Annotated in this window: 15 protein-coding genes; 12 read left to right on the top strand and 3 right to left on the bottom strand. The window is 40.3% G+C overall.

Annotated features, from left to right (window positions below; genetic code table 11):
• Positions 1 to 91 precede the first annotated feature (91 nt).
• From CXF95_RS20640 to ampD, 3 genes are all read right to left on the bottom strand, one after another.
• A complete protein-coding gene (locus CXF95_RS20640) occupies positions 92 to 838 on the bottom strand; it encodes a GntR family transcriptional regulator (protein WP_101200458.1) in 747 nt (248 codons plus the stop codon).
• Between the two features lie 196 nt (positions 839 to 1034).
• Positions 1035 to 1859: a beta-lactamase regulator AmpE gene (ampE, locus tag CXF95_RS20635; RefSeq protein WP_101200457.1), complete on the bottom strand. Its 825-nt coding sequence runs from the start codon at positions 1857 to 1859 to the stop codon at positions 1035 to 1037.
• A 43-nt stretch (positions 1860 to 1902) separates the two neighbouring features.
• Complete coding sequence (gene ampD, locus CXF95_RS20630) at positions 1903 to 2439, bottom strand: 1,6-anhydro-N-acetylmuramyl-L-alanine amidase AmpD (RefSeq protein WP_101200456.1); 537 nt, start codon at positions 2437 to 2439, stop codon at positions 1903 to 1905.
• Between the two features lie 89 nt (positions 2440 to 2528).
• On the opposite strand from ampD, the gene CXF95_RS20625 reads away from it, so the two are divergent.
• The 12 genes from CXF95_RS20625 (at position 2529) to CXF95_RS20570 (ending at position 12499) form a co-directional block, all read left to right on the top strand.
• Entirely contained in the window at positions 2529 to 3032 is a 504-nt protein-coding gene (locus CXF95_RS20625; RefSeq protein ID WP_101200455.1) for a TIGR02281 family clan AA aspartic protease, read from the top strand.
• A gap of 250 nt (positions 3033 to 3282) precedes the next feature.
• Entirely contained in the window at positions 3283 to 4143 is an 861-nt protein-coding gene (nadC, locus tag CXF95_RS20620; RefSeq protein ID WP_101200454.1) for a carboxylating nicotinate-nucleotide diphosphorylase, read from the top strand.
• Between the two features lie 210 nt (positions 4144 to 4353).
• Positions 4354 to 4788, top strand: a complete 435-nt coding sequence (locus CXF95_RS20615) for a prepilin-type N-terminal cleavage/methylation domain-containing protein (protein ID WP_101200453.1) — start codon at positions 4354 to 4356, stop codon at positions 4786 to 4788.
• A gap of 87 nt (positions 4789 to 4875) precedes the next feature.
• A complete protein-coding gene (locus tag CXF95_RS20610; RefSeq protein ID WP_101200452.1) occupies positions 4876 to 6084 on the top strand; it encodes a type II secretion system F family protein in 1209 nt (402 codons plus the stop codon).
• 191 nt (positions 6085 to 6275) lie between these two features.
• Complete coding sequence (locus CXF95_RS20605; RefSeq protein WP_101200451.1) at positions 6276 to 7169, top strand: A24 family peptidase; 894 nt, start codon at positions 6276 to 6278, stop codon at positions 7167 to 7169.
• A complete protein-coding gene (gene coaE / locus CXF95_RS20600) occupies positions 7166 to 7774 on the top strand; it encodes a dephospho-CoA kinase (RefSeq protein WP_101200450.1) in 609 nt (202 codons plus the stop codon). The genes CXF95_RS20605 and coaE overlap by 4 nt, the downstream gene beginning before the upstream one ends.
• A gap of 105 nt (positions 7775 to 7879) precedes the next feature.
• Positions 7880 to 8632, top strand: a complete 753-nt coding sequence (gene zapD / locus CXF95_RS20595; RefSeq protein WP_101200449.1) for a cell division protein ZapD — start codon at positions 7880 to 7882, stop codon at positions 8630 to 8632.
• Positions 8633 to 8706: 74 nt separating this feature from the next.
• A complete protein-coding gene (yacG, locus tag CXF95_RS20590; protein ID WP_101200448.1) occupies positions 8707 to 8949 on the top strand; it encodes a DNA gyrase inhibitor YacG in 243 nt (80 codons plus the stop codon).
• A gap of 126 nt (positions 8950 to 9075) precedes the next feature.
• Positions 9076 to 9816 carry a glutathione peroxidase gene (locus CXF95_RS20585; protein WP_101200447.1) on the top strand — a complete coding sequence of 247 codons (741 nt, stop codon included), beginning with the start codon at positions 9076 to 9078 and terminating at the stop codon, positions 9814 to 9816.
• A 116-nt stretch (positions 9817 to 9932) separates the two neighbouring features.
• The gene (locus CXF95_RS20580; RefSeq protein ID WP_101200446.1) at positions 9933 to 10958 is read left to right on the top strand and encodes a carboxylesterase; all 1026 of its coding nucleotides are present in this window, start codon (positions 9933 to 9935) and stop codon (positions 10956 to 10958) included.
• A gap of 11 nt (positions 10959 to 10969) precedes the next feature.
• Positions 10970 to 11296, top strand: a complete 327-nt coding sequence (locus tag CXF95_RS20575) for a DUF1697 domain-containing protein (protein WP_101200445.1) — start codon at positions 10970 to 10972, stop codon at positions 11294 to 11296.
• A 102-nt stretch (positions 11297 to 11398) separates the two neighbouring features.
• Complete coding sequence (locus CXF95_RS20570; protein ID WP_101200444.1) at positions 11399 to 12499, top strand: glutathione S-transferase family protein; 1101 nt, start codon at positions 11399 to 11401, stop codon at positions 12497 to 12499.
• The last annotated feature ends 17 nt before the right edge of the window (positions 12500 to 12516 follow it).

Genomic DNA, 12516 nt, shown 5'->3' with positions numbered 1-12516 from the left:
AACCAGTGTATGACACCCGCTTTGCTTAATAATTTAAAAAGTTGTTATTCATTTCATCCTTGAATGTGCCGTAACACATCCAATGAAATAGTTAATTTACTTCAATTCGCCGCAACGCCCGCTGCATACGCATGTCTTGTCGATTAATGTTCAGTAAGGTGTCTTCAATATAAGCCAAGTGTTCATTACTAGCCTTGCGAGCCTGCTCAGGATCACCTGCTAAAATAGCTTGGACTATATTGCGCCTTTGACGGTGTATATTTTGAGCCGCATCAGCATGTTTGGCTAATACCTCTAAGTTGCGCTGGATATTGTCTTGGAGCATATACTGTAGACTGCGCATCACATGCTGTAAAACCATGTTATGAGCAGCGTTGGCCATAGTGAGATAAAAATCAACTAAGGCGATGGCTTGTTGGCTTTTATCGGTTGAGTCATCTGGGAGCGCATCTAATGCGCTTTCTAGCGCTTGGTAATCTTCTGGTTGACCTCGCAGGGCTGCATAATAAGCCGCCATGCCTTCTAGTGCATGGCGAAATTCAAGTAAATCGAATTGCATTTCTGGTTTCTCGGATAAGAGTAGCAGCAGAGGATCGGTAATCAATTCGTTGAGACGGGGCTTAACAAAAGTCCCTCCGCCTTGTTTGCGTTCCACCAAATTTTTGTTTTCGAGCTTTTGAATCGCTTCTCTTACTGAAGGCCTAGAGACCGCAAATTGTTCTGCGAGGGTACGTTCTGATAGAAGTTTTTGTCCGGCCAGCAGTCTACCGTCTAATATCATGGATTCTAATTGCTCCATAATATCATCAGATAATTTTCTAGATTGCACTCGGCGCATTCAATAATTCCACGGTACGTAACAACAATAAATTTATTGTTTGGTAAATTGGTAAGACCATTAAGCCGACATAGCTTAGTAGACATTGACCTTTGGGTAAATATTAATTTTACAAATGACCAATTAAGCCGCGGGTGAAATAAATAAAACATATAAAAATCAGATGAATAGGAGGTGGGTTTTCTGGTCAGACCTTTTAATCAATCCAACCAGTTAAGGTTAACAATGCAATAATTACCAACAAAAACATGACATTTCTTTTAGCCAAGCGAACTAAAGTACAGGGTTCTTCGGTGCAATCATTTTCATCTGGCTCAATTTCTTCGGCTTTTTTTGATACATCTAACAACAGTGTTTTTGCTTGCACTGCTGGGTCGGGTAGGTAGCCTAACCAAGTGGGGAAAGCACGAGAAAAATGTCCAACCAATAAAAATCCCAATGCCGTTATACGTACAGGTATCCAGTCAACAATGTTGAGTAATCCCTTTATTTGATGACCCACTTGTTCATTATCATTTGATAACTTTGACTCTAATTCTCTGACCAATACATACAAAATGGCTCCTGCGGCACCAAAGGCTGCAAACCATAAAATAACCGCAGTATAGTGGCGGTAGTTTTGCCAAACTAGGTTCAACCCAAATGAAATCGTCCCTTTGTCATCGCCGCTTATTTGATCCTCGTACATACTGCATGCCTGCAAATCGCCTCTGTTTGCGGCTTGTAAAAAACATTTATAGGTGGCGCGGATAGTGGGGCAACCCACACAAACCATCAATATGGCCGTGCTTATGACTAACTCTAATAATCCGCCAGCAAATTTTTGTACCACTAAGTAGACAATAATCACAGGCACAAAAATAACCAGAGCCAAAACCCAAGATTTTGATGACGAGCTAAACCAATCCCGAGACTGGATACTGTGTAAGTATTTATCGGTGTAAAACCCGGCTTGCCAATATTTGGATTTAGTGGTGACGCGTTCGACTAGTAGTACCAGCAACAAGCTGATTAATGTCATGATTTTATCTCTTGTTAAATCTTAGTTAGATTGGACGAATAAATTATATCATCTGTCGATATCGTGGCCAGTCAAAAGCGACGCCTGGATCGGTTTTTCTGCCGGGTGCAATATCATTATGACCAACAATGCGCCCTAGGGTGATTGCAGGATAATCCTGCATCAATTCTTTGGTTAATGCACTTAAAGTTTGATACTGAGTTTGGGTGTAAGCAATATCATCAGCTCCCTCAAGCTCAATTCCAATAGAATAATTGTTGCAGCTATTCACACCCTGAAAACTTGATAGGCCAGCATGCCATGCTCTTTTGTCAAAAGGCACAAACTGCAAAATATGCCCATCCCGTTTAATTAAGCAATGAGCGGACACCCGCATCTGATAAATGCTGGCAAAATAGGGGTGTAATTTAGGATCTAAACAGCCGGTAAAAAAGTATTTTATATAGTCACCACCAAACTCATTCGGTGGCAAAGAAATATTGTGTACTACCAAGAGTGAAATGGTAGTTTGCTTGGGGCGTTCGTCCCAGTGGGTGGTAGGACAATATTCAGCTTGTGTACAAATGGCGTTCTTAATCAAGGTATTAGCGGCATGAAAGGCTTGATATTGTTATCATAACAAAGTGGATCAGCGAACGCCGATAAATTTTCAATAGGGTAAATTAAACAATGCAACAAAATAAAATGGGTAAAGGCATGTTAATTGTTGCTTGGATCATTGGTTTGGGCCTGTTAACTCTGTTGTTCGATGATCAGCTTGCCAAGCAGTTTAATCCTAATGCCGAGCCTATTTCCTCATCTAATCTAGGTGTGCAAGAGGTGCGACTCAAACAAAACCGAGCGGGGCACTATGTGAGTGGCGGCGCTATTAATGGTCAACCTGTGGTGTTTTTATTAGATACGGGTGCCACCCATGTATCAGTACCCATGCATTTGGCTGAGCAACTTAACTTGCAAAAGGGCAGGGCGTCTTGGGTGCAAACCGCGAATGGTCAGGTTCAGGTGGCACAAACAAATATTCAAAGGTTGTCTATTGGTGATATTCAATTAGATAATGTCAGGGCTAACTTAAACCCTGGTTTTAAAGCGAATGAAATACTGCTAGGAATGAGCGCATTAAAACAATTAGAATTCACTCAAAAAGGTGAATGGTTGGTTTTACGGAATTTATAAGTAGCCGAAAAGCCAAAGAATAAAATATTTACACCACAGAGGTCACCGGGTGCCGCGCGCAGAGAGCACAGAGAAAAGCAAAGATAAGTGGCGGCATCGCCGAAAAGACAAAGTCAAAAATACTAATTAGCTTATTTTAATATTCTTTTCCTCTGTGCAGCGAAGCGCTCCTCGCCCGACGCTCGTTGTCCTCGGTGGTGGAAAGCTTTAAGACGGAATAGTATTATTCCCCATTATGACAAGAGGAACTATGCAAAATATTGATATTAAAGCAGCGGTTGAAATAGCGTTGTCTGAAGATTTAAACGGACTAGGTGTTGACCAAGGCGACATTACTGCTAATTTGATCCCCGCGACTCAAAACATTGTCGCCGATATCATCACCCGTGAAGATTGTGTCATAGCCGGCGCTGCTTGGGCCACAGAAACCTTTGCTCAGCTCGATAAAGATATTCAACTGCACTGGTATGTCAAAGACGGTGACGCGCTAAAGGCTAATCAGCCAATAGTTCGAGTGTCGGGTAATGCTCGGCGAATTTTAACGGGGGAACGCACAGCGTTAAACTTCTTACAAGCACTTTCAGGCACGGCCACTGTTGTAGCGAAATGTGTGAAAGAGTTAGCGGATACCAGCACACAATTATTAGACACCCGAAAAACATTACCCGGTATGCGCTTAGCGCAAAAATACGCAGTGACTTGCGGCGGTGGCAAAAACCATCGTATTGGCTTATTCGATGCCTATCTTATAAAGGAAAACCATATTCTAGCCTGTGGCTCTATACAGGCCGCTGTGACTAAAGCAAGGGAAAATCACGAAGATTTATCTGTGGAAGTAGAAGTAGAAAACATTCAAGAATTACATCAAGCAATTGCGGCTAAAGCCGATATTGTAATGCTAGACAATTTTAGTTTGGATATGCTTAAACAGGCGGTAATGGTCAGCAAAGGGCAATGTAAACTGGAAGTGTCGGGTAATATTACTATCGAAAGTTTAAAGACTTTATCTGCTATAGGTGTGGACTTTATCTCTTCAGGGGCGCTTACTAAACATATTCAAGCTATCGACTTGTCTTTAAGAGTAGTAACCACCAGCTATTCGAAGCTTTGATCGCTTGCTTATTAATGAGTGTTTGAAAAAAAATGACAGGCGTATTTTGAATGGATATTTTTACGGATAAGACTTAAGTATGTATCTGCATACTTGTCAGATGCTTAACTCGTTCTATACTAATCAGGAATTCAAAAACAACGCCCTAACTCGGCAACTGGCAAACTTTTAAAATTTAAATATTACACAATATGTGTAGGAGAGAAAACCATGAAAATGACTCAAATGAATAATGCAAAAAAACAAGGCGGCTTCACTCTAATCGAATTGATGATTGTTGTGGCTATTATCGGTATTTTGGCAGCAATTGCATTGCCTGCTTACCAAACTTATACACAGAAGGCGCGTTTTTCTGAAGTAGTGAATGCCACTACAGCATCTAAATCGAATATAGAAGTATGCGTGCAGACTGGTATCCCTGCGGATTGTAAAACTCTTTCAGTTGTTGGTGCGGCTGAAGCTGCCGGCGTAGCTAGCGTGGCTATAACTGATGGCACCGTCGCAGGTTCTTATGTTATTACAGCTGTACCAGCAGCGGTAAACGGAATTACTGCCGCCGAAACATATATACTAACAGGCACTCCTACTAATGGCGCAGTAGTTTGGGTTAAAACAGGTGGTTGCGTAACTGCAGGTATTTGTTAATTAATGTCTAACTATTGATAGTAAATATGTGAAAGCCCAGAATTTTCTGGGCTTTTTGGTTTTAGAACAATTGGTAAGAGTATAATTATGGCATCCTCTCCTACAATATTTGTTTACAACGGCTCTAATCGTCGAGGGCAAGTCGTTAAAGGCGAAATCTCGGCCAAGTCTATTGTTGAAGCTAAAAATCAACTACGTAGACAAGGTATTTCAGCCAAAAAAGTTAAGAAATTAGCTAAACCTTTGTTTGGTGGTGGAGATAAAATTAAGCCTGTTGATATTGCGATATTATCAAGGCAAATTGCTACTATGCTCAGTGCCGGTGTAAGCTTAATTCAAACTATAGAAATGATTGCATCAGGGCATGCTAACAGGAAAATGCGTACCTTGTTAGGTGAGATAGGCGCGAGTGTTAGTGCTGGTAATCCACTGTCGGCGACTTTGCGTAAATACCCTGATTATTTTGATGATTTATACTGCGACTTAGTGGAAACCGGCGAACAGTCCGGTGCCTTAGAAACTATCTACGATAGAATTGCGATTTATAAAGAAAAATCTGAAGCGCTTAAGTCTAAAATCAAAAAAGCCATGTTTTATCCCATTGCAGTAGTCGTAGTGGCTTTTATTGTTACTACTATCCTATTAATTTTTGTAGTGCCGCAGTTTGAAGAAATATTTTCTAGTTTTGGCGCTGAGCTACCTGCCTTTACGCAGTTTGTTTTGGGCATATCTCGGGGCATGCAAGATTACGGCTTGATTATTGCCGGCGTGGTATTTGCTGCGGGATCGTTGTTTGCCAGAGCTCATAAAAAATCATTAAAACTCAGAGACTCAGTTGATAAAAAAATTCTAAAAATTCCTGTGATTGGCGAAATTCTTAAAAAGGCCTCTGTTGCTAGGTTTACGCGTACCTTGGCGACTACTTTTGCTGCCGGTGTACCCCTTATGGGCGCCTTAGACTCGGCCGCTGGGGCAGCCGGTAATGCAGTATTTCGTGATGCGATTTTATTTGTGAAAAAAGAAGTGTCGGCTGGTATCCCCATGAACGTTGGCATGCGTTCTACTGCAGTATTTCCTGAAATGGTGGTGCAGATGATCGCTATAGGTGAAGAAGCCGGTGCGGTTGATGAGATGTTGAGTAAAGTGGCGACCATTTACGAAGCAGAGGTAGACGATATGGTGGACGGTTTGACGAGTTTACTAGAACCCATGATTATGGCTGTATTGGGCGTAGTGATTGGTGGTTTGATCGTGGCCATGTACTTGCCGATATTTGATATGGGTAATGTGGTATAGAGCAGACTAGAGGGGCGAGCTAATAGCTACGAGTAAAAACCATAAAAAGTGGTTGAGTCTTGCCTTTTTTTTTAATTTTTGTTTTTATAAGCTCGAAGCTCTCGAAGCTCTCGAAGCTCGTGACTCATTCGAGCCTTTCTGGCAAGCTAGTGGCATTCATTATGTATCACTCATTATTTATAAGTTAATTTATGCAAGCATCATTTGAATTAATGGCTGACTCTCCGGCTTTTTTTATGGGTTTTGTGTTTATCGTCAGTTTGATGGTAGGCAGTTTCTTGAATGTGGTTATTTATCGTTTGCCCGTTATGATGGAACGGGCGTGGAAAGCGGAAATAGCTGAGTATTCAGCTTCACAAAACGAAGCTGCTCCCAATGCAACCAGTCCTTCAGATCCTCCTTTTAACCTAGTGAAACCAGATTCAACCTGCCCCAAATGCCAACATAACATTAGAGCTTGGGAAAATATTCCCTTAATTAGCTGGGTGCTGTTAAGAGGTAAATGCAGCCAATGTAAAAACCCCATCTCAAGTCGTTACCCTTTGGTTGAATTGGCCACTGGCCTGTTATCTACTTTGGTCGCCTGGCATTTTGGTTTTGGTTTAGCTGGCTTTGCCGCTGTCGTAGCCACTTGGTTATTGATTGCCATGACCTTTATCGACCTAGACTCCATGTTATTACCCGACCAATTAACTTTATCGTTGTTATGGTTAGGCTTACTACTGAGTATCGAAAGCCCTTTTGTATCTAGCCAAGATGCGCTGATTGGCGCTGCTGCTGGTTATTTAAGTTTGTGGAGCCTGTATTGGGCATTTAAATTACTGACTGGTAAAGAGGGCATGGGATACGGCGATTTCAAACTACTGGCTGCAATAGGCGCTTGGGTAGGTTGGCAACATTTGCCTGTGGTGATATTACTGTCTTCATTTGTCGGAGCGATTGTGGGTGTGAGCTTGCTTACCATTCAAGGGAAGGACAAAAGCCAGCCTATTCCATTTGGGCCTTATCTCGCAGCGGCTGGTTTTTTAACTTTATTGTATGGTGATTGGATCGTTACACAATATTGGCAGTGGATGTTGCCATGAGTGATTTTGTTGTTGGTATAAGTGGGGGGATTGGCAGTGGCAAAACCACGGTTACAGATTTGTTTGCTAAATATGCGATTGAAGTTATTGATGCCGATGTGATTGCCAGAGAAGTGGTTGAGCCAGGGACACCGGCTTTAAAAGCTATCATTCATAAATTTGGCGAGTCTGTTTTAGACCAGTCTGGTAGCTTGGATAGAGCGAAACTGCGCAGCTTGGTTTTTAATGATATTGAAGTTAAAAACTGGCTGAATAAACTGTTACATCCTGCCATTAGGCAACAAATGTTATTACAGACACAACAAGCCAAATCCGCTTATTGCCTTTTGAGTGTGCCGCTGTTAGTAGAAAACAAATTATATGAGCAAGTCGATAGGGTGGTGATTGTTGATGTAGATGAACAAACTCAACTCCAAAGAACCCTGTTACGTGATAAAACCAATGAGCAACAAATTCGTGCGATTATGCGTGCTCAGGCAACTAGGCAGCAGCGTTTGGACGTGGCAGACGATATCATTGATAACAATGGTAAAGTGGATAATTTAGACAAACAAGTGGCGCAATTACACCAGCATTATCTGCAACGTGCCAAGCAAAGGGGATAGCCTTGTTAAAGACAAATTGATTTTAGCCTATTGATTTGAGTAAAACTTCTTTACAATGTTTATTTACTGCATATCTCGCAGTATAACCAATATAAACAGGTGATCATGTCTCAAGCAATTTACGAATTTCCACTCAATGAAAAGGTGCGCACTTACCTTAGGCTTGAGCAGTTATTTAAGCAGCTCGAGCAAGGTAAAATTGCCAATGAAGATTGGCAATATATTAATTTTTTAGATTGTCTTTTTACTTTGCTCGATTTGTCAGAACGCATCGATTTACGAAGCGACGTGCTTAAAGATATCGAGTCCCACGAAAAAAACTTAGTTATTTGGTCGCAACACCCAAATATTGATGACGATGCCTTACAATTTGCATTACGCAAAATTCTACGTTTACGTGAGTCATTAAAAAGCAATAAAAAAGTGGGCGCAGAACTCAAAGAAGACCGATTTTTAGCGTCCATAAGACAGCGTTTTTCTATCCCTGGCGGTACCTGTAGTTTTGATTTACCCAACTTACACTATTGGTTACAGCAGCCGAATGAAAACAAACAGCGAGATATCAACAACTGGTTGCAAGAACTCACACCTATTCAGCAGGCCATGGAAATCACCCTGTCTTTTTTGCGCGAAAGAGGACGTTTTAGCTCAATTGAAGCTGAGAAAGGTTTTTATCAAGGCATTGCTGAAGATAAAAATGAGTTAATTCGAGTATTGAGTGCCACTGACGAGGGGTATTACCCTATGTTGTCAGGAAATAAATATCGCTATGCCATTCGTTTTACTTTATTTACCCCAATTATGCAGGGTAGCGCATCTGTAGATAGCAAAGTGAGCTTTAAACTTGCATGTTGTTAAACCTAGAAACCGCAGTTGACCGCTAGAAGTGATATTTAACGTTTCAATTTACCTATTCGAGGTGATGTACTCTCATGACAACTAAAGTCAACTGCCCAAATTGCAAAAAACATGTGGAATGGATCCAAACTAATCTTTTTCGTCCGTTTTGTAGTAAAACATGTCAGTTAATTGATTTAGGTGAATGGGCCGACGAGGTAAAGTCTATTCCTTGTGGTGCAAACAAAGATCAAGAAACAATTAAATTGCCTGACTTTGATATTGAAGACATTGAGGCAATGTTAAGTGAGCAATCTGAAGATTTTTTTAAAGAATAGTTCAGGTTAATTATATCCATATCAATTAAATAGATTGACCTAATCGATATTAATTATTTTAAATGATTAACAAGAATATGTATCTTAACGCGACTTAGTTTTATTAACCTTAAATAGGAGACCAAGATGTCTAACCCAAATTTTGCAGATAAATCAGGACAAGCAGTACCACAATGTACTTTTGCTGCACGTGTAAATGACGAGTGGGTAAAACTCACCACAGACGAATTGTTTAAAGGTAAAACCGTAGTTGTTTTCTCTTTACCTGGCGCTTTTACTCCAACTTGCTCTTCTACTCATTTACCTCGTTACAATGAATTGGCTAAAACTTTCAAAGCCAATGGCGTAGACGAAATTATTTGTGTATCTGTTAACGATACATTCGTCATGAACGCATGGGCAGAAGCTCAAGAATCAGATAATGTCACTCTCATACCAGATGGAAATGGTGAGTTTACTGATGGCATGGGACTATTAGTAGATAAGTCTGAAATCGGTTTTGGTAAACGCAGCTGGCGTTATTCTATGCTGGTTAAAGACGGCATAGTAGACAAAATGTTTATTGAGCCAGACTTACCAGGCGACCCCTTTGAAGTATCAGATGCTGATACTATGCTGTCCTATGTTGCACCAGACGCAAAGGCTTCTGTAGCGACTACTATTTTGACTAAGCCTGGTTGCCCTTTCTGTTCGAAAGCAAAAGCATTGCTTGATGCAAAAGGTTTTGAGTATGAAGAATTGGTTATGGGTAAAGAAGTTTCTTTTACTGCACTTAAAGCTCTTTCTGGCAATGACTCTTGGCCTCAAGTATTTATTGGTGGCAAGTTAATTGGTAATTCTGACGATTTAGACGCTTATTTCGCATAAAGTTTATTCAAATTAAAAATGGCGCTTTTAAGCGCCATTTTTTATGATTATAGATTAGTAAATGGCTAGACAACTGGATATAGTAGTTGGCTATTAAATAATACAAGTTTTACTTAATGAAGTTACTTTTAGCGCTGCTTATATTTGCGGCTAGTACCTATTCTTTGGTTGCATCTTCAGAGTCTATTGAACCTGAATTTGATAAATTTGATGCTATTTACCAAGCACAACTTGGAACCACTCGTGGCTGTCAAACGCCTGAGGATAATGTGTTTAGGGTGTGTTCTGATAGCTTAAAAAATGACGGCAATGCCCCTTATATTTTGCATCATAATAAAGTCACTGAAAAAGTCGTGGTGTTGCTTCATGGATTAAGTGATTCTCCGTTTTTCTTAGGTTCTATTGCTCAATCCCTATATCAACAAGGCAATAATGTGATTGTTGTCTTACTGCCTGGTCATGGTAAAAAACAAGCCGATGCGGATATGCAAGACTCTGGATTAGCCGACCGTTGGCGTGCGCATGTGTCAGAGGTTATTGATTACGCATCGAATTTAGGTAAACAACGTTACTTAGGTGGTTTTTCCACAGGCGGCGCGTTAGCCACTGAATATATTTTGCATAATCCACAATCTGTCAAAGGCTTAATGCTGTTTTCTGGGGCGTTAGCGTTAAACTCGAAAGTAGAGTCTATGGCGAATATTTGGGGGATACGGTGGTTGGCTAAAGTGTTAGATGGCGAATATGCAACCCAAGGACCCAATCCTTACAAATATCCTAGTGTGGCGCGTTTTTCTGCATTTGAGTTAACGGAAGTTATCTTTTCAATACGAGATTTAATTAAGCAAGGTGCGGAGTTTAACCTACCGCTTTTTGTTGCTCACTCAGTAGCTGATAAAACCATACCCATAATAGGTGTTAAAAACCTGATGGCGGTGAATAAAGGTCATAATACGTTTTTTGAAATTTCTCTAGATGCTGATGTCTGCCATGCAGATGTGGTGATAAACGAAGAACAATTGTCTGAAATGCAATACGATGCGTCTCTATTTGAAGAAATACTCCCTTGTGATGTACCCAAAGCAAACCCTAAACATGCAGAAATGTTGGACTCTTTGAGCCAGTTTTTAAAGACTTATTAGAGTATAACAATATGAGTAGTTGGGTCGTTCTGCTTAGAGGTATCAATGTTGGAGGTAAAAACATTGTACCTATGAAACAACTCTCAGAAATGTTGGTTGGCTTAGATTGTCAGAATGTGCAAACTTATATTCAAAGTGGCAATGTTTTATTACAACACCATGAGTCAAATAGTCAGACGTTATCAAAACAAATAGTCGAGCAGATGGAACAGTCATTTGGGTTTAAACCACACATCTTACTTTTGACGCTAACCCGATTTGAGTGTGCAACTGCACTAATCCGTAACATGGTTAACGATCTAGCCGGGAATTTTTGTCTTAGTTGCTGCAAAGTGTAATGTTTTTCGGACATAATAAATCAAAGAAATGGCGATTAGCTGAAAGCAATTTATTCTAGATCCGGTTTTATAACCTAGATTCAATCATTTAAAGGATAAACTATGTCGGAAAAATACACACTTTATGGTGCCACAATGTCTTTGTATACAGGCAAGGCTAGAGCCTATTTGATTTTTAAAAACCTACCATACACAGAAGTATTTTCTTCCCTTAAAATTTATAAAAGTGTGATTGTGCCCCAAACGGGAGTCCGATTTGTGCCAGTAGTCAAAACCCCTGAAGGTGAGTATTTGCAAGATACTGCACAGATTATTGATACTCTTGAACAATGTCATCCTGAACGTTCAGTTATCCCTACAACCCCTAAACAAAAATTGGTTTCTTACTTATTTGAAACTTGGGGTGATGAGTGGTTAGTCATACCCGCAATGCATTACCGTTGGAATAAAGCTAACTTCCCGTTTATTTATCAAGAGTTTGGAAAGGTCATTGCGCCGAATATGCCAGGTTTTATCCGTGCATTTATAGGCAAAAAAATTGGGGCGAAATTTAAAGGTTTTGTACCTTTATTGGGCATTACTGACAAGAGTATTCCTGCGATAGAAGACTGGTATGAAAATCATGTGTTGCCAGCATTGGATAAACACTTTGCTGAACATGACTATCTATTAGGCAGTAAACCTTGTTTAGGTGACTTTGGTTTGATGGGGCCTTTGTACGCACATTTATATCGAGATCCCGAGCCTGGTGCTTTGATGAAAAAAATAGCGCCTAATGTGGCTAAGTGGGTTGAAAGAATGAATCAACCTCAAGATGTGGAAGGTGAGTTTTTAGCTGACGATCTCATCCCTGAAACGTTGCTAACGCCGCTAACACGTATGTTTAAAGAGCAGTGGCCAGTACTGACAAATACAGTGAAAGTATTAGAAAAATGGGTTGACCAAAATCCACAAATTGTAGATATTCCCAGAACCATAGGTGAGCACAATTTTATCATTGGTGATGTGACTGAAAAGCGCGCCATTGCCACCTTTCATCAGTGGAAAGTGCAACGAATATTAGACTGCTATCATCAATTCAATGATCAGCAGAAGTTATCCGTTGATGCTTTTTTACAATCAGTTGGTGGTTTGCATAGTATCCAATTGGATATTAAAAAAAGAGTAAGTAGAGTTAACAATAAATTGGTATTGTGTGCTTGAAATCAGTATTCCATTAA

It is taken from the genome of Paraglaciecola sp. MB-3u-78, from assembly GCF_002835935.1.
Lineage (GTDB): Bacteria > Pseudomonadota > Gammaproteobacteria > Enterobacterales > Alteromonadaceae > Paraglaciecola.
Note: the sequence above shows the minus strand (reverse complement) of the source record. Positions and strands in the feature narration are given on the sequence as shown.

Bases quoted from the DNA above. Each gene is read 5' to 3' on its own strand.
- CXF95_RS20605 (WP_101200451.1), top strand. From the start codon at position 6,276: ATGCAAGCATCATTTGAATTAATGGCTGACTCTCCGGCTTTTTTTATG.
- CXF95_RS20640 (WP_101200458.1), bottom strand. From the start codon at position 838: ATGCGCCGAGTGCAATCTAGAAAATTATCTGATGATATTATGGAGCAA.
- coaE (WP_101200450.1), top strand. From the start codon at position 7,166: ATGAGTGATTTTGTTGTTGGTATAAGTGGGGGGATTGGCAGTGGCAAA.
- CXF95_RS20610 (WP_101200452.1), top strand. From the start codon at position 4,876: ATGGCATCCTCTCCTACAATATTTGTTTACAACGGCTCTAATCGTCGA.
- ampE (WP_101200457.1), bottom strand. From the start codon at position 1,859: ATGACATTAATCAGCTTGTTGCTGGTACTACTAGTCGAACGCGTCACC.
- CXF95_RS20585 (WP_101200447.1), top strand. From the start codon at position 9,076: ATGTCTAACCCAAATTTTGCAGATAAATCAGGACAAGCAGTACCACAA.
- zapD (WP_101200449.1), top strand. From the start codon at position 7,880: ATGTCTCAAGCAATTTACGAATTTCCACTCAATGAAAAGGTGCGCACT.
- CXF95_RS20625 (WP_101200455.1), top strand. From the start codon at position 2,529: ATGCAACAAAATAAAATGGGTAAAGGCATGTTAATTGTTGCTTGGATC.
- CXF95_RS20615 (WP_101200453.1), top strand. From the start codon at position 4,354: ATGAAAATGACTCAAATGAATAATGCAAAAAAACAAGGCGGCTTCACT.
- yacG (WP_101200448.1), top strand. From the start codon at position 8,707: ATGACAACTAAAGTCAACTGCCCAAATTGCAAAAAACATGTGGAATGG.
- CXF95_RS20575 (WP_101200445.1), top strand. From the start codon at position 10,970: ATGAGTAGTTGGGTCGTTCTGCTTAGAGGTATCAATGTTGGAGGTAAA.
- CXF95_RS20570 (WP_101200444.1), top strand. From the start codon at position 11,399: ATGTCGGAAAAATACACACTTTATGGTGCCACAATGTCTTTGTATACA.
- CXF95_RS20580 (WP_101200446.1), top strand. From the start codon at position 9,933: ATGAAGTTACTTTTAGCGCTGCTTATATTTGCGGCTAGTACCTATTCT.
- nadC (WP_101200454.1), top strand. From the start codon at position 3,283: ATGCAAAATATTGATATTAAAGCAGCGGTTGAAATAGCGTTGTCTGAA.